At 67.8% G+C, this 20,260-nt stretch carries 18 protein-coding genes; 11 read left to right on the top strand and 7 right to left on the bottom strand.

The features are described 5' to 3' along the window. Positions 1–119 precede the first annotated feature (119 nt). Positions 120–2,327, bottom strand: a complete 2,208-nt coding sequence (locus J2X52_RS08035) for a TonB-dependent receptor (RefSeq protein WP_310151293.1) — start codon at positions 2,325–2,327, stop codon at positions 120–122. A 74-nt stretch (positions 2,328–2,401) separates the two neighbouring features. Between J2X52_RS08035 and J2X52_RS08030 the strand changes: the two genes are divergently transcribed. Both J2X52_RS08030 and J2X52_RS08025 read left to right on the top strand, forming a co-directional pair. Continuing rightward, positions 2,402–2,797 (top strand): MerC domain-containing protein, encoded by a 396-nt coding sequence (locus J2X52_RS08030; RefSeq protein WP_310151291.1) that lies wholly within the window; start codon positions 2,402–2,404, stop codon positions 2,795–2,797. A 49-nt stretch (positions 2,798–2,846) separates the two neighbouring features. After that, positions 2,847–3,086 (top strand): 30S ribosomal protein THX, encoded by a 240-nt coding sequence (locus tag J2X52_RS08025; protein WP_310151852.1) that lies wholly within the window; start codon positions 2,847–2,849, stop codon positions 3,084–3,086. A 71-nt stretch (positions 3,087–3,157) separates the two neighbouring features. On the opposite strand, the gene hutI is transcribed toward J2X52_RS08025, so the two are convergent. Both hutI and J2X52_RS08015 read right to left on the bottom strand, forming a co-directional pair. Next, complete coding sequence (gene hutI, locus J2X52_RS08020; RefSeq protein WP_310151288.1) at positions 3,158–4,378, bottom strand: imidazolonepropionase; 1,221 nt, start codon at positions 4,376–4,378, stop codon at positions 3,158–3,160. After that, the gene (locus J2X52_RS08015) at positions 4,368–4,583 is read right to left on the bottom strand and encodes a hypothetical protein (protein ID WP_310151286.1); all 216 of its coding nucleotides are present in this window, start codon (positions 4,581–4,583) and stop codon (positions 4,368–4,370) included. The genes hutI and J2X52_RS08015 overlap by 11 nt, the downstream gene beginning before the upstream one ends. 61 nt (positions 4,584–4,644) lie before the next feature. Here J2X52_RS08015 and J2X52_RS08010 point away from each other — a divergent pair, with 61 nt between their 5' ends. The 5 genes from J2X52_RS08010 (at position 4,645) to ubiM (ending at position 11,530) form a co-directional block, all read left to right on the top strand. Continuing rightward, complete coding sequence (locus J2X52_RS08010) at positions 4,645–5,877, top strand: formimidoylglutamate deiminase (RefSeq protein ID WP_310151283.1); 1,233 nt, start codon at positions 4,645–4,647, stop codon at positions 5,875–5,877. Between the two features lie 318 nt (positions 5,878–6,195). Next, positions 6,196–7,839, top strand: a complete 1,644-nt coding sequence (locus tag J2X52_RS08005; protein WP_310151281.1) for a serine hydrolase — start codon at positions 6,196–6,198, stop codon at positions 7,837–7,839. After that, positions 7,832–9,079 carry a histidine kinase gene (locus J2X52_RS08000; protein ID WP_310151278.1) on the top strand — a complete coding sequence of 416 codons (1,248 nt, stop codon included), beginning with the start codon at positions 7,832–7,834 and terminating at the stop codon, positions 9,077–9,079. The genes J2X52_RS08005 and J2X52_RS08000 overlap by 8 nt, the downstream gene beginning before the upstream one ends. Beyond that, on the top strand, positions 9,076–9,843 hold the full coding sequence (locus J2X52_RS07995) for a LytTR family DNA-binding domain-containing protein (protein WP_310151275.1): 768 nt from the start codon (positions 9,076–9,078) through the stop codon (positions 9,841–9,843). The genes J2X52_RS08000 and J2X52_RS07995 overlap by 4 nt, the downstream gene beginning before the upstream one ends. Before the next feature lie 508 nt (positions 9,844–10,351). Then, positions 10,352–11,530, top strand: coding sequence for a 5-demethoxyubiquinol-8 5-hydroxylase UbiM (gene ubiM, locus J2X52_RS07990; protein ID WP_310151272.1), 1,179 nt, complete (start codon positions 10,352–10,354; stop codon positions 11,528–11,530). Between the two features lie 51 nt (positions 11,531–11,581). On the opposite strand, the gene J2X52_RS07985 is transcribed toward ubiM, so the two are convergent. The 3 genes from J2X52_RS07985 to J2X52_RS07975 all read right to left on the bottom strand — a co-directional run bounded on the left by J2X52_RS07985 (position 11,582) and on the right by J2X52_RS07975 (position 15,223). Further along, positions 11,582–12,097, bottom strand: a complete 516-nt coding sequence (locus J2X52_RS07985) for a methylated-DNA--[protein]-cysteine S-methyltransferase (RefSeq protein WP_310151269.1) — start codon at positions 12,095–12,097, stop codon at positions 11,582–11,584. After that, positions 12,094–13,629 carry an AlkA N-terminal domain-containing protein gene (locus tag J2X52_RS07980; RefSeq protein WP_310151266.1) on the bottom strand — a complete coding sequence of 512 codons (1,536 nt, stop codon included), beginning with the start codon at positions 13,627–13,629 and terminating at the stop codon, positions 12,094–12,096. The genes J2X52_RS07985 and J2X52_RS07980 overlap by 4 nt, the downstream gene beginning before the upstream one ends. A 316-nt stretch (positions 13,630–13,945) precedes the next feature. Beyond that, the gene (locus J2X52_RS07975; protein ID WP_310151264.1) at positions 13,946–15,223 is read right to left on the bottom strand and encodes an ectonucleotide pyrophosphatase/phosphodiesterase; all 1,278 of its coding nucleotides are present in this window, start codon (positions 15,221–15,223) and stop codon (positions 13,946–13,948) included. Positions 15,224–15,383: 160 nt separating this feature from the next. Between J2X52_RS07975 and J2X52_RS07970 the strand changes: the two genes are divergently transcribed. Beyond that, a complete protein-coding gene (locus tag J2X52_RS07970; protein ID WP_310151261.1) occupies positions 15,384–15,704 on the top strand; it encodes a hypothetical protein in 321 nt (106 codons plus the stop codon). Between the two features lie 62 nt (positions 15,705–15,766). On the opposite strand, the gene J2X52_RS07965 is transcribed toward J2X52_RS07970, so the two are convergent. After that, positions 15,767–16,537: a ThuA domain-containing protein gene (locus J2X52_RS07965; RefSeq protein ID WP_310151258.1), complete on the bottom strand. Its 771-nt coding sequence runs from the start codon at positions 16,535–16,537 to the stop codon at positions 15,767–15,769. A gap of 109 nt (positions 16,538–16,646) precedes the next feature. Here J2X52_RS07965 and hutU point away from each other — a divergent pair, with 109 nt between their 5' ends. The 3 genes from hutU to J2X52_RS07950 all read left to right on the top strand — a co-directional run bounded on the left by hutU (position 16,647) and on the right by J2X52_RS07950 (position 19,897). Then, the gene (hutU, locus tag J2X52_RS07960; protein WP_310151255.1) at positions 16,647–18,326 is read left to right on the top strand and encodes a urocanate hydratase; all 1,680 of its coding nucleotides are present in this window, start codon (positions 16,647–16,649) and stop codon (positions 18,324–18,326) included. A 17-nt stretch (positions 18,327–18,343) separates the two neighbouring features. Continuing rightward, the gene (locus J2X52_RS07955; protein WP_310151252.1) at positions 18,344–19,006 is read left to right on the top strand and encodes a DsbA family oxidoreductase; all 663 of its coding nucleotides are present in this window, start codon (positions 18,344–18,346) and stop codon (positions 19,004–19,006) included. Between the two features lie 261 nt (positions 19,007–19,267). Continuing rightward, a complete protein-coding gene (locus tag J2X52_RS07950; protein ID WP_310151249.1) occupies positions 19,268–19,897 on the top strand; it encodes a hypothetical protein in 630 nt (209 codons plus the stop codon). Positions 19,898–20,260 lie beyond the last annotated feature (363 nt).

The raw sequence follows: 20,260 nt of genomic DNA, 5'->3' as shown, positions 1-20,260 counted from the left end.
CCATGAGCCCAAGCCCAGGCAAAAAAAGCCCCGCACCGGAGACCGGGGCGGGGCGGTGACGCACGCGTCACTGGAGAGAACGGAAAACGGTCAGCGCATGCCGGTCAGGGCATGCACGGTCAGAAGTACACGCGGATACCACCGGCGACGGTGCGGCCCGGCAGCGGGGCGTAGTCGCGCAGCAGCGAGGTGTGCGGGCGGGCTTCCTGGTCGGTCAGGTTGCGGCCGTCGAGGAACAGCTCCCACTGGGTACCGTCCGCTTCGCCGACACGCCAGGCGACACCGGCGTTGACCAGCGTGTAGCCCGGGCTCGGCTCTTCGAGCGCGGCCACGCGGTCCTGCTTCTGATAGCGCACCGCGCCGATGTTCGCGCGCCAGCCACCGAGGCTCCAGTTGATGTCGGCGCCGATGCGCGACGGTGCGATGCGCGGCAGGTCGCCGCCCAGCGCGATGTCCGTCTCGTAGTTGTGCGCATGGTCGCCGTGCGGCACCGCGAACTGCACCGTGCGCGTGCCGCTGCCGTCGAGCTCGGCGCGGACGACATCGCCGAACACGCGCAGGTCGAAGTCGCCGGCATCGGATTCGAGCAGGTGGAACTTCGCTTCTGCTTCGGCGCCGCGGAACGTCGCATCGGCCTGGGTCCACAGGCGCACCGGCAGATCGTCTTCGACGACGCCGGTATCGGCCAGGTAGGTGAAGCGCTTGAACTGGGTCTGATAGACGGCGGCCTTGAACTCCACACGGTCGGTGTGCGCGTGCAGGCCGACTTCCAGGCGCTGGCCGCGCTCGGTGTCGAGGTCCGCATCGCCGATCTCGATCGAACGCGTGGCGATATGTGGGCCGGCGGCGAACAGTTCCTCGTTCGTCGGCGCGCGTCCGGAGACGTCGGCGCCGAAGCGCAGGTCGAACACCTCCGACAGGTGCCAGATCGCCGCGCCCGACAGGCTGCTGGCGTCGAACTTGCGCGATTCGCCGGCAACCGGGTCGATCTCCACGCGCTCGTGGCGACCGCCCAACTCGAGCTTCACCGGACCGAATTCCTTTTCCTGCACGACGAACAGGCCGAGGGTGTCGGTGACACTCGGCGGCACAAATGCCTCTTCACCGATCGCGCTGAAATCGACATGCCCGACCTGCAGGCCGAACGCGCCGTTCCAGCCGTTGAAGGTGTTCTGCACGGCCTCGAAGCGCGCTTCGGTGCCCTTGTTGGTGAAGCGGGTCGCCGGCATGCCACCTTCGAGTTCGACGTGCTCGTAATCGTTGTAGGCCGCGCGCACGTTCAAGGCACTGAGGAACGGCAGGGGGTTGTAGATGCCACCCTTCAGGTCGACGCGGTTCTGCACCAAGTCGATGCGCACCGAGCCGTGCTCGTCGTGCCCTTCTTCTTCGTGGTCATGGTCATGGTCGTGATCGTGGTCATGACCACCTTCTTCGGCATGCACATGCGCGCCGTCCGGCAGGCCGTAATTGGTGCGATAGGTGCTGAGGGCGACGCCGAGATGGCCGCGTTCGCCGAAATACGTGGCACCGACCGCGCCGGCGCGCGTGCGGATCGAGCTGTTGGGCAGCGTGCCGTAGGCGTTCTCTTCTGCTTCGTCGCCATGGTCGTGGTCGTGATCATGGTCGTGATCGTGATCCTCCGGCACCTGGGCGAAGCCCGGAATATCGAAGTCACCGGTGTTGCGGATCAGGCCATCGACATGCAGCACCAAGTTGTCGCCGCTGACGCCGTCGAGGCGGAACATGCCGCTGCGCTCGTCGTTGCCACTGCCGGCGCGCAGTTCGGCGCGGCCGCTGATCGGGCGATTCGGTACTTCGCGCGCGATGCGCCCGTCGACCACGTTGACCGCGCCGCCGATCGCGCCGCTGCCGTAGAGCAGGTTGGCCGGACCCTTGAGCACTTCGATCTGGTCGGCGAGGAAGGGTTCGATGCTCACCGCATGGTCGGCGCTGACTGTCGAGGCGTCCATGCTGCCGATGCCGCCCGAGAGCACCTGCACGCGCGGGCCTTCCTGGCCGCGGATGATCGGCCGGCCGACACCGGTGCCGAAGAAGCCGCTCTGGACGCCCGGCAGCGAGGACACAGTGTCACCGAGGGTGCCGGCCTTGCGATCTTCCAGCGCATCGCCATACAGCACCTCCACCGGATGGGCGAGATTCTCGGCGTCGCCGCCGAGCGGCGTGGCGGTGACCTGCACGCGGTCGAGCGTGGTCGGATGCGCGTGGGTCTGACTGGTCGTCTGGGCGAACGCGGCAGCCGGCAGCAGCAGGGCGACGGCCACGGCGAGGCGGGTAGGGAGGGGGGTGGTGCGGAGGCGTGTGGTCATTACGGATGCAGTACACTGGTGGACGAAGAGGGAATGTTATAATGTTACGCAGATCCCCGCACCCCCCAAAAGACATGCCTGCACACAATTCCACCCTGCAACGCGCAGATCGCGTCGGCTTCGCCGCGTCGTTCCTGTGTGCGGTTCACTGCGCGCTGCTGCCGGTGGCGCTGGCGCTGCTGCCGGCCTTCGGTCTGAACGTGGGCGGCTGGGTCGATATCGACCAGGCCTTCGTCGTATTCGCCACGCTGCTCGGCGCGACCACCCTGACCCTGGGCTGGCGCCGTCATCGTGCGTTCCACGCCTGGGCGATGCTCATTCCGGGGCTGGTGCTGGTCTGGGCGGGCGCGTTCACGCACCTGCACGACCACACCACGACCCACGCAGTGGTGATGACCATCGGTGGTCTGCTGCTGGCAGGCGCGCATCTGCTGAACCTGCGCCTGACCCACACCCGCGCCGGGCGCTGAGCGCCTTCGGACATCGGGCCGCGTGCTAGAATCCGCGATCCTGTGCGCCCTGGCGGCGCACTTCGCGTCAGACGAATTCAACACGCAGCACACCAGGAGCACAGTAATGGGTAAGGGCGACCGCAAGACCCTCAAGGGCAAGCGCTACAACTCGAGCTACGGCAACAGCCGCTCGAAGGGCCTGATCAAGGCCACCGGCACCGCGACCGCGCCGGTCGTGAAGAAGGCCGCCGGCAGCAAGACCGTCGCCAAAGCACCGGCGAAGAAGGCCGTCGCGAAGAAGGCCTGAGTTTCAGGTCCCGCCGCGCGTCGAAAGCCCCGCCTGCGCGGGGCTTTCGCGTTTCAGGGCATCGGTCGGTTTCAGGTCAGACGTATGCCGCCGGCGAACGACATCGCAAGCAACGGCCCGCCCAGCCAGTAGACGAGTTCCGCCGGCTGCGAGACCCGCCAGCAGGCGAAATCCGCGCGCTGGCCCACGGCCAGGCGGCCGCGGTCGGACAGGCCGAGCGCACGCGCGGCATGCACGGTCGCGCCGCGCAGGGCTTCTTCCGGGGTCAGCCGGAAGTGCGTGCACGACAACTGCATCGCCTGGCGCAGCGACAACAAGGGTGAAGTGCCCGGATTGCAGTCGGTCGCGACCGCCATCGGCACCCCGGCGCTGCGGAATGCATCGAGCGGCGGTAGCGTGGTTTCGCGCAAGACGTGGAACGCGCCCGGCAGCAGCACCGCGACGGTGCCGGCGGCGGCCATCGCGGCGACGCCGGCCGCCGAGGTGTGTTCGACATGATCCGCGGACAAACCACCGAATTCGGCCACCAGCGCAGCACCCGCGCCGTCGCTGAGCTGGTCGGCGTGCAGCTTCACCGGCAGCCCGAGCGTGCGCGCAACCTCGAACACCCGTCGCGTCTGATCGATGCTGAAGGCGATGCGCTCGGCGAAGGCGTCGACAGCATCGACCAGGCCTTCGTCGTGCAGGCGCGGCAGCCAGTCGCAGACCGCGTCGATATAGGCCTCACCGCGGCCGGCAAACTCGGGCGGCAGTGCGTGCGCGCCGAGGAAGGTCGTGCGCACGGTGATGCCGAGCACCTCGCCGATGCGCCGCGCGACGCGCAGCATCTTGCGTTCGTTGTCGAAGTCGAGGCCGTAGCCGGACTTGATCTCCAGCGTGGTCGCGCCGTCGGCGACCAGCGCACGCACGCGCTGCAACGACTGTGCGAGCAGCGCGTCTTCATCGGCCTCACGCACCGCGCGGACTGTCGAGACGATACCGCCACCGGCGCGCGCGATGTCCTCGTAGCTCGCACCCTGCAGGCGCTGCTCGAACTCGGCCGCGCGGTTGCCCGCGAACACCGCATGGGTGTGGCAGTCGATGAGGCCGGGCGTCACCAGCCCGTCGGCCTCGATCACCAGATCGGCGCCGGCCTCGGCGCCCGAAGGCAAACCGCTGCGCGGGCCGGCGTAGACGATCACGCCATCGCACCAGCCGAGCGCCCCGTCCTCGATCAAGCCGTAGCCCGCGTCGTCGGCCAACGTGGCGAGCGTCGCGCCCAGCAGCAGGCCATCCCAGGATTCAGTCGCCACCGCCACCACCGCCATCGCTGCCCCCACCGGCGTCAGTAACCGAGTCGTGGCCGTCGTGGCGCTCCGACTTCGCGCTGCCCCCTGCCACGACGCCGCCGTCCGCAGATCGACGCTTGCGCGTCGACGATCGGCTGGCGAACACCGCCACCAGACCGCCGAAGACGGCGACCAGTGCACACAGTATGACGATCGAACTTGGGTTCATCGGATGTTCCCGGCGGTCAGAACGGCTAGCCTACCGCACACGTTTTCGAGGAGCCGGACCGATGCATGATGTTCCCGCGAGCACGCCTGCGGGCTGGCGCCTGCCCGGTGTCGCGAACCTGCATTCGCATGCGTTCCAACGGGCGATGGCAGGGCTGGCCGAAGTGCAGACCGATCCCGCCGATTCGTTCTGGACCTGGCGCGAGACGATGTACCGCATGGCGGGGCGCTTCGATCCCGACAGCCTGCGCGCCGTCGCCACGCAGCTCTACGTCGAGATGCTGGAAGCGGGTTACACGACCGTCTGCGAATTCCATTACGTCCACCACGCACCCAACGGTGCGCCGTACGCACCTGCCAGTGCAATGGCCGATGCATTGATCGACGCTGCGCGCGCGACCGGCATCCGTCTAACACTGCTGCCGGTGCTGTACATGAGCGGCGGTTTCGACGGCCGGCCATTGGGCGAACGCCAGCGTCGCTTCGGCCATGATGTCGATGGATATCTGCGGCTGTTCGCCGATCTGCATGCCCGCCAGGACGACACCCTGCGTGTGGGCTGCGCGCTGCACAGCCTGCGCGCGGTGCCCCCCGACGCGATGCACGCCGTGCTGGCCGCGTTGCCGGGTGATGCGCGCATGCACATCCATATCGCCGAACAGGTGCCGGAAGTCGACGAGTGCGTTGCGCTGCGCGGTGCGCGCCCGGTCGCCTGGCTGCTCGACAACGCATCGGTCGACGCGCGCTGGACGCTGGTGCACGCGACCCATCTCGACGATGCGGAAGTGGCCGGCATCGCGCGCAGCGGCGCGACCGTCGCGCTGTGCCCGACGACAGAAGCCAATCTCGGCGATGGACTGTTCCCATTGCGCGATTATCTCGACGCCGGCGGCGCCTGGGGCATCGGTTCGGATTCGCACATCTCGGTCTCGCCGGTCGAAGAACTGCGCTGGCTCGAATACGGCCAGCGTCTGGTCACGCGCCGCCGCAACATCGCCGTGGCGACGGGCACGCCCAGCGTCGGTGCGACGTTGTTCGCGGGCGTGCAGGCGAGCGCTGCAGCGTCAACGGGGTTCGACGCGCATGACGACGCGGTCGTGCTCGACGCCGATGCACCGCTGCTCGCCGGCGCGACGGAACGCGACGTGCTCGACCGCTGGCTGTTCGCGGGCAACCGCCCATTGGTGCGCGAAGTGCACGTAGCCGGCCGGCAGGTCGTGGCGGATGGACGTCATGCATTGCATGAGGACGTCGCGCGCGGGTACGCGAACGCGATGCTGGGGTTGCTGGCGTAGTCACGTGCCTATGGCGTGGGGGCGCGCTTGTGCGCGATGCGATCGCAGGGAATGCCCATCGCGCGCAAGCGCGCTCCTACAAAAAACGTTCGTCTCCGGATTGAGCGAGGCGGTCGCAATAACGGTCGACTGGGCAGCCATGCTGTCCCGGTTCGCGGTGGAGCTGGGCGCCTGCAGCCAGGCCGCGTGTGTCCCGGCTTCGGCGAAGAGCCACAAACCAGGGCGTTCATCCGCTCGATCGGGCGTTCCGTCGCAAACCCCGGCGCGGACAGCCACACGCGCGCAGCATGACACCATGCCCATGGACAGGAGATCCGCATGTTGCCCAATGCATTGATGCTCGCCGCGCTGCTCGCCGTCAGCGGCAGCGCATCCTCGATGACCGATGCCGAACTGGCCGGCATCGTCGACCAGCGACTCATGGGGGACCGCACCGGCGCGTGCCTCGCGGTCGCCGTCGTCGATGGCGGTGCGGTCGCGCGCACGTATCGCTGCGCGGACGGCACCGCCAACCCGCGCATCGGTGCGGACAGCGCGTTCGAGATCGGCTCGGTCAGCAAGACGATGACCGCCGCGTTGCTCGCGCAGCTGATCGCCGAGGGCAAGGCGTCGCTCGACGACCCGCTGTCGGCCTGGCTACCCGCAGGCACCGCGGTGCCTACATTCGAAGGCCAGCCGATCCTGCTGCGACACGTGGTCACCCATACCTCCGGCCTGCCCGCACTGCCGGCGCGGATGCAGATGACCGATCCCGCCGATCCCTACGCCACGCTGACGCCCGAGGCGCTGCTGACGTCGCTGGACGACGTGGTGCTGACACGCGCGCCGGGTGCGCAGTTCGAGTACTCCAACTTCGCGTCGATGCTGCTGTCGTATGCGGTCGCGCAGCGCGCCGGCCAGCCGTTCGAGGCCCTGATCGACGCGCAGCTGTTCGCGCCGCTCGGCATGGACGACGCCTACATCGCGCAGCGTCCCGTTGGCGTGCGCGCGGCTGCGGGGCATTTGCCCAATGGCAGCGAGACGTCGGCCTGGACGATTCCCGGTGACATGGCCGGCGTCGGCGGCGTGCGCGCCACGCTCGACGACATGGTCCGCTACGTGCAGGCCCAGCTCGGTCATGCGGAAGGCGCGACGGCCGCGCCCGTATTCGCCGCGTTGCAGCGCACGCATCAACCGGTGTCGCAGCAGCCACCGGTGGCGATGCACTGGATGATCGTGCCGCTGGCAGGCCGCAACGTGTTGATGCACGAGGGTGGCACCGGCGGCTTCTCGTCACTGGTCGGGTTCGATCCGGCGCAGGGCCGCGGCGTGGTGATCCTGTCGGACACGGCGGTGAGCGCGCTCGGTGGTCTCGGCAGTCTGGGCGCACATCTGCTCGACCCGTCGGTGCCGCCCGGCAAGCCGCGCAAACTGGCGACGCCACCGTCGGAACTCATCGCCGGGCTGGTCGGCACCTGGCGTTTCGATACCGGCATGCAGGCCGAGCTGGCGCGCAGCGGCGATACGCTGACGATCCACCCACCAGACCAGCCGGTGTTCGAACTCGCGTACGACGATGCCGGCGATTTCTTTCCGACGCAGTTCGACGCCGTGCTGACGCCGCAGCGCGCGGCGGATGGCAGTTACAGCATCGTCTGGCGCCAGGGCGGCGGGACGAGCGTGGCGACACGTGTGACCAACCTGGCGCCTGTCGCGGCCTCGGTCGTTGATGTACCGCTCGCCGACTACGCGGGTGACTACACCCTGATGCCGGGCTTCGTGCTGAAGGTCGACAGCGCCGAGGGACGCCTGCGCGCACAGGCGACCGGGCAGGGCGCGTTCCCGCTCGACGCGACGGGCCCCGACAGCTTCGCCGCGCCGGCCTTCGGCATCGAACTGCGCTTCCAGCGCGGCGCCGATGGCGAGGTGACCTCGCTCGAACTGCATCAGGGCGGACAGGTGCTGCGTGGCGCGCGTGGCTGAGGGTCTGCGCATGCGCAGCGATTCGGTGGCGCTGCGCCAGCCGCTGCCCGATGACGTGGTGGTCGGCGGCGATTTCCTGTGGACGCGCTATCGCCGCTATCCGGTCTTCAGCGCGCCCTGGCTTGCCGGTCGCACGCTGCTGTTCGGCAGTGTGATCCTGGGGTTCTCGCTGCTGACGCTGCTCGGCACCCTGATCGGTCCGGTCAGCCTGGCCGGCGCGTTCGCCGCGTCGGCTTACATGTTCGGCGCGTTTCTGCTGATGACCACCGCCGGCCCGCTGCTGGCGACCTGCGCGCGACATCTGCGCCTGCCCTTGCGGCGCGAACGGACCTGCGTGGTGCTGTCGCTGTGCATCGGGATCGCCTGGTCCTACCTCGCCGACCGCTGGGCGAGTACCCGGATCGACGCGTTCATGGTGGCCGAGATGGGCAAGGCGCCCTACGACCTGGAGGCGGTGCGTGCGCACTACGCATCCGGCGCGGCGCGCTCCGGCGCAATCGCCATCCAGTTGCTGACCGCGGTCTGCATCTACGGCCTGCTGGGCGGCGGCACGGCGCTGCGCGCGTACTTCGGCGAGCAACGGCGTCTGGCCGAAAGCCGGCATCGCCTCGAACTCGCGACGGTGCAGGCGCACAAGCGCGAATCGGACCTGCGGCTCGGCGCGCTGCAGGCGCAGGTCGAGCCGCACTTCCTGTTCAATACGCTGGCCTCGGTCCGTGCCCTGGTGCGCCAGGACCCGCTGCGCGCCGAGGCCACCCTCGACGCACTGGTCGATTACCTGCGCGCGACGATTCCGCGGTTGCGCGATGGCGAAGCGGCGTTGCGCTCCACGCTCGGCGAACAGCTGGATCTGTGCACGCGCTATCTCGAGCTGATGCGTCTGCGCACGGCGGATCGACTGCGGTATACGGTCGAGTCCGATGCCGAGTTGCGCGCGCTGCCCTATCCACCGCTGCTGCTGATTACCCTGGTCGAGAATGCGGTGAAGCACGGCATCGAGCCCAAGCCAGGCGCAGGCCGCATCGCGATCCGCGCATGGCGCGCCGACGCATCGCTGCACGTCAGCGTGAGCGACGATGGCGCCGGCCTGCAGCCGGGTGTCGGCAGTGGCATGGGTCTGGCGAACGTCCGGGATCAACTGGCGACACGGTTCGGTCCGCGCGCTTCGTTGCGTCTGACCGGCGCGGCAGGCGGCGGCGCGCACGCAGAAATCCGCACGCCACTTGAGGTGTCCGCATGAGCGATGCCCCGGTCACTGCGTTGATTGCCGAAGATGAGGCGCCGCAGCGTGCGGCCCTTCTGGACATGCTCGAGTCCGTCTGGCCCGCGCTGCAGGTCATCGCCGCGTGCGAGGACGGCATCAGCGCGCTGCAGGCCGCAGCCGAACACCGCCCGCGTGTCGCGTTTCTCGACATCCGCATGCCCGGTGTCGGCGGACTCGATGTCGCACGTGCCGTCGTGGCCGGCGGTGGCCTGGTGGTGTTCACCACGGCCTACGACGAGTACGCGATCCGCGCGTTCGAGGCGGGCGCGGTCGACTACTTGCTCAAGCCGGTGACCGAAGCACGGTTGCATGTCGCGGTGGAGCGCCTGCAGGCGCGGTTGCGGCAGCCGGCGGGCGGGAATCTGCAGGCGCTGGTCAACGATCTCGAAGCGCGACTGCGGCCGGCGGGCGAACGTCAGATCCGCTGGATTAGCGCGAGCATCGGCGACCATGTCCGCATGATCGGCATCGACGAAGTGCTGTTCTTCCAGGCCCAGGACAAATACGTGCGCGTGGTCACCGCGGACGGCGAGGCGCTGATCCGCACGCCGGTGAAGGAGCTGCTGGCGGGGCTCGACCCGGACGTGTTCTGGCAGGTGCATCGCGGCACCGTGGTGCGGGTCTCGACGATCGACCGCGTGCGCCGCGACGAGCTGGGCAAGGCGCGGATCGAACTGCGCGGACATCGCGAATCGCTGCCGGTGAGTGCGGCGTTCGTGCACCGGTTTCGGGGGATGTAGGAATCTCAGGATGCGATGAGCTTTTCAACCGTCATTCCGGCGAAAGCCGGAATCCAGTGACGTTGCGATGGATGTATGACGGCAGCGCTATCCAAGTCACTGGATTCCGGCCTACGCCGGAATGACGGGTGCCCGCGATCCTGCGTAATTCCACAATGGGAGTCGCGCATGCAGGTCGACGTCACCATCGTCGGACCTGAGATTCAGGAACATCGGGATGCGATGCGCTTTCTAACCGTCATTCCGGCCTACGCCGGAATGACGGGTGCCCGCGATCCTGCGTAATTCCACATGGGAGTCGCGCATGCAGGTCGACGTCACCACCGCCGGGCCGGAGATTCAGGACCCTCGGAATGCGATGCGCTTTCTAGCCGTCATTCCGGCGAAAGCCGGAATCCAGTGACGTTGCGATGGATGTATGACGGCAACGAGATCCAGGTCACCGGATTCTGTCGTACTCCGGAATGACATGCCCGCTATCCTGCGTCATTCCACGCAGGAGTCGCGCATGCAGATCGACATCGCCATCGTCGGGGCCGGGCCGGTCGGACTCTGCTTCGCACGCGCGCTGGCGGGCAGCGGGCTGAAGGTCGCGCTGTTCGACCGCCAGGCGCACGCGGCTATTGCGCAGCCGGCGTTCGACGGCCGCGAGATCGCATTGACCCATGCATCGCGCCATATCCTCGAACAGCTGGGCCTGTGGGTACGGTTCGATCCGGCCGAGATCTCCGAACTGCGCGATGCCCGCATCCTCGACGGCGAACGCACCGACGGGCTCACGATCACCGCGCGTGACGGACGCAGCGCGCAGCTCGGTTGGCTGGTGCCCAACCAGCGCATCCGCCAGGCCGCATTCGACGTGGTGGCGGACGCGGCCGACATCACCGTGCACGGTGATGCCGCGGTGCGCGATGTCGTCCAGCGCGCCGATGGCGTCACCCTCGCGCTCGAGGATGGCAGGCGCATCGATGCGCGACTGCTGGTCGCGGCCGACAGCCGGTTCTCCGCCGTGCGGCGCCTGCTCGGCATCGGCGCGCGCACGCGGGATTTCGGCATGCGCATGCTCGTGTGCCGCGTCGCGCATACGCGGTCGCACCACCACGCGGCCTGGGAGTGGTTCGACCAGGGGCAGACGCTGGCGTTGCTGCCGCTCAACGGCCAGCGCGCCTCGGTGGTGCTGACGTTGCCCCCGCAGCAGATGGCCGAGGTCGAAGCGCTCGACGATGCCGCGTTCGCCGCTGACATGCAGCGCCGTTTCCGCGATCGGCTCGGCACGATGACGACGATCGGCACGCGGCATGTCTATCCGCTGGTGGGTGTCTATGCCGACCGCTTCTGCGCCCCGCGTGCGGCGCTGATCGGCGACGCGGCGGTCGGCATGCATCCGGTCACCGCGCACGGTTTCAATCTGGGTCTGCAGGGCGCGGACCGGCTGGCGCAGGCGATTCGCGAAGCCCATGCGGCCGGACGCCACATCGCCGGCGCCGGCCTGCTGGAGCGCTGGGCGCGCGGGCACCGCGCCGCGAGCTGGCCGCTGTATACCGCAACCGGCCTTGTCGCCAGTCTCTACACCGACGACCGCGCGCCCGCACGCCTGCTGCGGGGCGTCACGCTGCGCATCGCCCAGCACATCGCGCCGTTCCGGCGGCTGATCGCCGCGCATCTGACCCAGGCGCCGACGCGCTGACGTCCTGGCGTGCGCAGTCACACAGGCGGCGTTTTGCATACGAGCGCGCGCCTACAGGAGGCGGTCAGTGCGCGGCCATGCGCCTTCGAGCGTCAGCAGGAATTCTTTGGTCGGCAGGCCGCCGCCGAAGCCGGTGAGCGCGCCACTGGCGCCGATGACGCGGTGGCAGGGCACGACGATCGACAACGGATTGCGGCCGTTCGCTGCGCCCACCGCGCGACTGGCGCCGGGCTTGCCGACCATGCGGGCGAGTTCGACGTAACTGGCGGTCGCGCCGTAGGGAATGCGCGTCAGCGCAGCCCACACCTGTTGCTGGAACGGCGTGCCATGCGCGGCGAACGGCAGATCGAAGGTCTGGCGTGTACCGGCGAAATAGTCGTCCAGTTGCTGCGCGGCGGCATCGAGCACCGGATGCGCGCCGTCGCGCCAGTCATCACCGCGGGGCACCGGATGCCGGTGCTCGGCGAACTCCACCGCGTGCAGGCCGGCGTCGGATGCGGCGAGAAACAGCGGGCCGACCGGGCTGTTGATGGTGCGGGTCAACACCCGGGGTGTGATGGGGCTCATGGCGATGGACTCCGGTTGGAACGGCCGCGCGGGCGGATTGATGGCGCCGCGGGCGCGGACGCTGCGGCTTCGCGCCACAGATGGAAGACCGCGTAGCCACGCCATGGGCGCCAGGCCTCCGCGTGCGCGCGCAATGCTCTGGCGGTCATGCGCGTTTCGTCTGTTGGCAAGGTTTTTTGCAGCACCAGATCCTCGGCGGGAAACGCATCGGGATGGCCGAGCGCGCGCAACGCGATGTACTGCGCAGTCCACGGGCCGATGCCGGGCAGGGCGACCCAGCGGGTGACGAAGTCGTCGAGCGTGCGCGCGCGGTCGAAATCCACGCGACCATCGAGCAACGCCGCGGCGATGCCGCGGATCGTCGCGATGCGGCTGCCGATCAGGCCGAGGCCGTCGAAGTCGGCATCGACCAGAGCCTCCGGCGTGGGGAACAGATGCGCGAAGCCCTGCGCGACGAACGCCTCCGGCAACGGCGTGCCGAAGCGCTTCGAGAGCCGTGCGGTCAGCGTGCGCGCGGCGGCCACGCTGACCTGCTGGCCGATCACCGCGCGCACCGCGATTTCGAACCCGTCCCAGCCGCTGGGCAGGCGCAGCCCCGGCCGCTTGCGCAGCAGCGGCGCCAGCCGGGCGTCGCTGCCGAGATGCATGGCGATCGTGTGCGGGTCTGCATCGAGATCGAACATCCGCCGCACGCGCTGCACGGTGTCCTGCAGCCGCAACGGCGCACAGCCGTGCAGTTCCAGACGCAGCGCGTCCGGTGCAGGCTCGCCGCGCTTGCCGGGCCATGCGCGCACGCGCAGCCAGCCGGGTGCGTCCGCAGTGCCGATCACGCGGGTGTAGGCGACATCGTCGACAACTTCGATGCCCGGCAAGGCGCGTCCGCGCAGGAAGTCGAGCATCGCCGGCAGGTCATAGGGCGGGCGATAGGCGAGCCGCAGCGTCAGCGCGTCGCCGGTCGATTCGCGCGGTGCCTTGCGCAGGTCGCGCGGCGGCATGCGGTAGGCCTGCTGGAACACCGCGTTGAAACGCCGCACGCTGTTGAAGCCGGCCGCGAGCGCAACCTCGGTGATCGGCAATGCAGTTTCGGTCAGCAGCTGCTTGGCGAACAGCAGGCGCCGGGTGCCGTGCACGCCGACCGGTGCCGCGCCGAGGCGCTCGACGAACAGCCGCCGCAACTGGCGCTCGCCGATGTGCAGCCGCTGCGCGAGGTCCGCCAGCGGCGCCTCGTTCAGCGCACCCTGGTCGATCAGCGCCAGCGCCCGCGCAACGAGATCGTCGCCGCGATGCCAATGCCCGTCCGAAGGCGACAGTTCCGGCCGGCAACGCAGGCACGGGCGGAAACCCGCGGCTTCGGCTGCGGCGGCGTTCGGGTAGTAGACGACGTTCGTCGCCTTCGGCGCGGGCGCCGGACACACCGGCCGGCAGTAGATCCCGGTCGTGCGCACCGCAGTAAAGAACAGCCCGTCGAAGCGTGCATCCCGGCTCAGGCGCGCCTGTTCGCAGATGTCGGGGGCGGGGAGAGGCGGGGACATGCGATGCAGGCTAGCACCGGCGCTGGATGCTGACTGGCCGGATTCGGACATGGATGTTGTGGGGATGCCGCGAGCGTCTGCCCTCACCCCAACCCCTCTCCCAGAGGGAGAGGGGCTTCAAGCGCGCCGCACTCGATCACCAATCTGCGGGCAGCCGCGGATGCGTGACGCCGCAGACATCCGAGCCCCTCTCCTCCTGGGAGAGGGGTTGGGGTGAGGGCCGCCGTTCGCATCAAACCCGAGCCCGCAATTCCGAACCGCCGCCCAAATGCAGCGGCGCTCTCAACCAATCCAACGCAGCGCACGCAATCCCGCGTTACCGCACCCCATCCCGCAACGCCGGCAGCAACGTCTCCGCATTGCCATCGTTCTCCGCCGGCGTCACCCCGATCAGCCGCGCGAGCAACGGATACACGTCGACATTGTCGAAGCCCTCCAGCGTCACGCCACGACGGAACGCCGGCCCCTGCGCGATGAACACCGCGCGCATCTCCGGCAGTGCGGGGTCATAGCCATGCGAACCGCGCGCATGCGCCGGGCGCCGGGCCAGCGAGTCACGCGGCACGGCGTCCCAGCCCATGTGCATCTGGCAGACGATCGGCGGCACGCGCGGATGGGTGCCGAACTTCCAGCGCGCCGGCATCTCGCCCTTGCGCCAGCAGTCGTACTGCGGATGCGCGCCGATCAGCTTGCGCGCCACCTGCGCCTCGAAGCCGGGATTGGGCACGATGCCGATCACCTGACCGGTCGACGTCACGCGCGCTTCCTCCAGCGTGACCATGTCCTCGACCGCGATCGCCTGGCCCGGCGGCACTTCGGCCATGCCGTGGTCGGACACCACGACCAGATTCACGCGGTCCTGCAGCCCGCGCGTGCGCAGGCCCTCGACCAGTCGCCCCATAGCGGCGTCCACGGCCTGTAGCGCCTCATGCAATTGCGGCGAATCGGGACCGTAGTGGTGGCCGGCCGAATCGGTGTGCTCGAAATACAGCGTCGCGAAGGCCGGGCGCGTGCCCGCAGGTTCGGACAGCCAGTCGAGCACCATGTCCACGCGCGTCTCGATCGGGCGTGCGTAATCGAACGGAAGCCAGCGTGTCGGGCGCACGCCGTGCACCGGCGCCTCGCTGCCCGGCCACGACAACGTTGCAGTGCGCAGGCCGGCGTTCTCCGCCGTCACCCACAACGGTTCGCCGTCGCCATACCAGGCGCCGTTGCCGACCGCGTCGCGGTCCGACAGCCGGAAGTCGCCGAGCGTCGAATCGACCATCGAGTTGTGGATCAGTCCATGGCGATCGGGGCGCAGCCCGGTCACCAGCGTGTAGTGGTTCGGAAACGTCAGCGAGGGATACGACGGCCGCATCCAGGCCTGCACGCCCTCGCGCGCCAGCGCATCGAGATGCGGCGTCTCGCCACGTCCGAGATAGTCGGGCCGCAGGCCATCGAGTGACACCAGCAGCAGCGTCGGGCGCGCCTCGGCATCGGCCGCCGGGGCAACTGCAGTGGTGGATTGGAACGGAGGCTCGACCGTGGTGCAGGCAGTCAGCAACAACAACGGGAGCAGCGCAAAGGCGCGCAGACAGACAGATCGGGGCATCCGCATAGGATAGCGGCGCGACATGACGCTTCGCAGTCAGCGGCATGAAGCGACGCACAACGCGTCGACACGCAGGCTGAACATTCATCCTGCCCAGACCACGCCACCGCCCATCGCGCGTATCGTGTGGCCACCGATGGTCTGCACCGGGAGGTGCGCAATGAAGCATGCATGGTGGACGGCGGCGATCTTCGCCAGCCTCGCGTTCGGTGCGGTTTCCCAGGTGGCGCACGCGCAGCAGCAGGAAGAAGAGGAAGAGGAATCCGCGCGCGACCGCGGCCAACGCGCCAGTGCCTCGGATCGATTCTGCATCCGCGAAACCGGCTCGCGCGTCACCGCGGCCCGTAACGCGCGCTCCAGGCGCGCCGATCAGGAATGCACCACGGGCGGCGGTCGGGTCTATACGCGTGAGGACATCGAACGCACCGGTTCGGTCGACATCAAGGACGCGCTGCGCAGGCTCGATCCTTCGATCAACTGAAGTCCGCTTCCACGCGACACTGCAAGCGCCCGGCTCCGGCCGGGCGTTTGCATGTCCGGCCGTCAGCAGGTGTCGCTGCGTCCGGTCGTCCACAGCAGGCCGCGCAGCAGCTGCGCGCGGAATACCGGGTCGGCGTACAGCGCCACATCGTGGCCCAGGCCGGTGTACCAGGCGCGGCCGCCGGCGTTCGTGTGGCACCAGGCGATCGGATGGTCGTCGCCCATGCCGCCATCCGGGTGCGAGGCCGGGTCGACCGACGCGGTCACGCGCACATGGGGCCGCGGATTGCGCCGGTAATCGTAGATCTCGTCGGTAACGCGCCATTCGCGTAGGCCATCCGGCCCGGCGTCGTCCTCGAACACCACGCGCACCGACTGCAGGCCTTCGGGATGCCGCGCGAACCACGCGCCGACCAGCTCGCCGTACCACGGCCAGGTGTAGCCGCTGTCGGCCGCCGCATGCACGCCCATGAAGCCGCCGCCGCTCGCGACATAGCGTTCGAACGCCGCCTGCTGCGCCGGGTCTAGTACCTCGCGAGTGGTGTGGGCGAAGACGACGGCGCGATAGCCGGCCAGCGTTGCGTCGTCGAAACGCATCGGATCTTCGGTCGTCTCGATCGTCAGGCCGGCGGTGGTGCCGAGCGCGCGCAGCGTCTCGATCGTCACCGGGATCGAATCGTGGCGAAACCCCGCCGTGCGCGTGAACACCAGCACGCGCGGCGGCGCGCCGTCGGCATCGGATGCCGCATGCGCCGTGGGCGCGGGCGAGGTGGACGTGCACGCGCCGAGTGCGGCGGGCAGGGTGAGGGCAAACGCGCAGGGGATCAGCTTCATGCGTCGCAGCTTAGCCGTCGTGCCCGGTCCGGCTCACGCCGCGGCGCGTCAGGCCGCGGCGCGGCGCGGTGCGATAATCGCCGCATCGTCATTGCAGGAACGCGCCGCCATGTCCGACACCTCTTCGCGCCACGACCCCTCGCGCGTCATCCGCGCGCCGCGCGGCACCGAACTCAGCTGCCGCTCCTGGCTCTCCGAAGCGCCGCTGCGCATGCTGATGAACAACCTCGATCCCGAGGTGGCCGAGCGTCCGGAAGACCTCGTCGTCTACGGCGGCATCGGCCGCGCCGCGCGCGACTGGGCCTGCTTTGATGCCATCGTCGAATCGCTGAAGGCCCTGGGCGAAGACGAGACCCTGCTGGTGCAGTCCGGCAAGCCGGTCGGCGTGTTCCGCACGCACAGTGATGCGCCACGCGTGCTGATCGCCAATTCCAACTTCGTGCCGCACTGGGCCACCTGGGAGCACTTCCACGAACTCGATCGCAAGGGCCTGATGATGTACGGCCAGATGACCGCCGGTTCGTGGATCTACATCGGCAGCCAGGGCATCGTGCAGGGCACCTACGAAACCTTCGTCGAGATGGGCCGCCAACACTACGGCGGCGATCTCACCGGCAAGTGGATCCTCACCGCCGGCCTCGGTGGCATGGGCGGCGCGCAGCCGCTGGCCGCGAGTCTCGCCGGCGCCTGCAGCCTCAACATCGAATGCCAGCAGTCGCGCATCGACATGCGCCTGAAGACCCGCTACGTCGACGAACAGGCGACCGATCTCGACGACGCGCTCGCCCGCATCGAAAAGTACACCCAGGCCGGCGAAGCGAAATCGATCGCGCTGCTCGGTAACGCCGCCGAGATCCTGCCGCAGCTGGTCGAGCGCGGCGTGCGCCCCGACGCCGTCACCGACCAGACCAGCGCCCACGACCCGGTGCACGGCTACCTCCCGATCGGCTGGACCGTAGAACAGTGGCTGGCCGAGCAGGCCGCCAATCCCGACAAGGTGCGCGACGCCGCCAAGCAGTCGATGCGTGTGCACGTCGAGGCGATGCTGGCGTTCGAGGCGATGGACGTGCCCACGTTCGACTACGGCAACAACATCCGCCAGATGGCCAAGGATGTCGGCTGCGCCCGCGCGTTCGATTTCCCCGGGTTCGTGCCGGCCTACGTACGCCCGCTGTTCTGCCGCGGCATCGGCCCGTTCCGCTGGGTCGCGCTGAGCGGGGATCCCGAGGACATCGCCAAGACCGATGCCAAGGTCAAGGAACTGATTCCGGATGATCCGCACCTGCACCGCTGGCTCGACATGGCCAGTGAGCGCATCGCCTTCCAGGGCCTGCCCGCACGCATCTGCTGGGTGGGCCTGGGACTGCGCGACAAGCTGGGCCTCGCCTTCAACGAGATGGTGCGCAATGGCGAGCTCAAGGCGCCGATCGTCATCGGCCGCGACCATCTCGATTCCGGTTCCGTCGCCTCGCCGAACCGCGAAACCGAAGCCATGCGCGACGGCAGTGATGCCGTCAGCGACTGGCCGCTGCTCAACGCGATGCTCAACGTCGCCGGCGGCGCCACCTGGGTGAGCCTGCATCACGGCGGCGGCGTGGGCATGGGTTACTCGCAGCACTCGGGCGTGGTCATCGTCTGCGATGGCACTGCGGAAGCCGACAAACGCATCGCCCGCGTGCTGTGGAACGACCCCGGCACCGGCGTCATGCGCCACGCCGATGCCGGTTACGCCATCGCCGAAGACTGCGCGAAAGAGAAAGGCCTGAAGCTGCCGATGGTGCAGGCATGAGCGCTGCCACCGACCGCGTGCCGCTGCGCATCGATTTCGTCTCCGACATCGTCTGCCCCTGGTGCGCGATCGGCCTGGCCGCGCTCGAACAGGCACTCGCGCGCCTGCCCGAGAATGTCGATGTCGAATTCCACGTGCGCCCCTTCGAACTCAACCCGCAGATGACGCCTGAAGGCGAGGACATCGCTGAACACCTGACCCGCAAGTACGGTATGTCGCCCGAGCAACTGACCGCCGCCCGCGCCAATATCAAAGGCCGCGGTGCCGAGGTCGGGTTTGCTTTCGGCGACCGCCTGCGCACCTGGAATACCTTCGACGCCCATCGCCTGCTGCACTGGGCCGGGATCGCACGCCGGCAACGCGACCTCAAGCGCGCGCTGCTGCAGGCGTATCACGGCGACGGCGAGAACGTCAGCGACCACGCGACGCTGGTGCGCATCGCGGGCAGCGTGGGGCTGGATGCCGAGCGTGCCGCTGCACTTCTCGCCTCCAGCGAATATGCCGATGAGGTGCGCGCGGAAGAGCAGTTCTTCATCCGCGGCGGCATCAACAGCGTGCCGGCCGTGATCATCGACCAGAAGCACCTGATTTCGGGTGGGCAGCCGGTGGAGGTGTTCGAGCGGGCGTTGGGGGAGATTTTGGCGGGAAAGGTGGGTCGAGACGCTGCTGGCGCGAGCTAGGCGGTACGGCCGCTACGGTCGCCGGCACCAGCGAGGATCCGCGGATTGTTTGATATGCGCAGAATCGGCGCGAATTGTTCGATGTGCGACGGTACTCACTTTGTGCGACAAACACAGATCGTGAGGTCCGGGCTGGGAAGCCCAAAAGGGGGATGCAAGGTGTTGGTCTTGTTGTCAGACCCCACCGGGCGGACGCCAACATCGCACTTCCGTGCTGCGTGCATATCGCCTCTTTGGGGCTTTACTTAGAGTTAGCTTGCTATGGAAGTTTGGCAGACAGTTCTGGTTGCTATCACGGGAAACACGCTCGCAGTGGCCGCGATTGCTTGGCTCGCCAAAGCCATCATCGGCAACTCACTACAGCGCGAGCTTGAAACTCACAGAGCTGCGCTTGAGCGGGATAATCAAATAGCTACCGATCGGTTGCGTCACGACCTCAGCATTGCTGCGCAAGAGCGTAGTGTGGTTTTTTCAAAGCTTCATGAACGGCGCGCAGAAGTAATAGCGAGCGTCTACTCATTAATCGTAGAGGTGTCGCGCAAGGGCAATAGCTTCTCATCTCCAATCGAGATGGGCGGCGAGCCAACCAAGCAAGAGAAGTACTCTCAATTTGCAGATGCCTTCAATGCACTTCTGGAGTTCTTTGAGAAAAATAAGATCTACCTGCCCAAAGATACATGCACCAGAGTTGACGCGCTCATTGACGGAATCCGTTTGCACACTGTACGGCTCAACATAGGATTTAGACGAGCGGACGACAGGTCGGACACTAGCGGTTATCGCGAAATGCTCGAACAATGGGGCAAAACTTGGGAATTCTTTAAAGACAAGTTGCCTGAAGTCCGGGGTGCGCTGGAGGATGATCTTAGGACGCTTGTAGGTAGCGGCTAGCAACGAGCTAACAATTCATTCAAGCCGATACCGCTTCGCGGCACGGCTTAACTTAGGCATTAGGCATGCAGAGAAAGAATCCCATGCTCCCAGCCCTCGAGAAGAACATCCTCAAGTTCAGGGCGCTACAGACAGTTCTTCTTATCCATCATGTTGAGGCACTGAAGTCGTATGTATTTGGATCTATTTCAGCAAGTGAGCGCATCCTCAACAAGGAGAGTGCGCAACAGATGAACAAGCCTGTGAGCAAGCGCGCTTGGGGTCAGTTTGGAGTGCCCCGGGTTTCTCGGACAAGGAACCTAGGGCACATACCCTAGGCGATTGAACTGCTTTTCGTATTGATCAGGCGATTTGTAACCCAGC

The sequence above is a fragment of the Luteimonas sp. 3794 genome (assembly GCF_031456825.1).
In the GTDB taxonomy this organism is placed as follows: Bacteria; Pseudomonadota; Gammaproteobacteria; order Xanthomonadales; family Xanthomonadaceae; genus Luteimonas.
The sequence above is the reverse complement of the archived record's forward strand: the minus strand, read 5'-3'. Positions and strand labels throughout refer to the sequence as shown.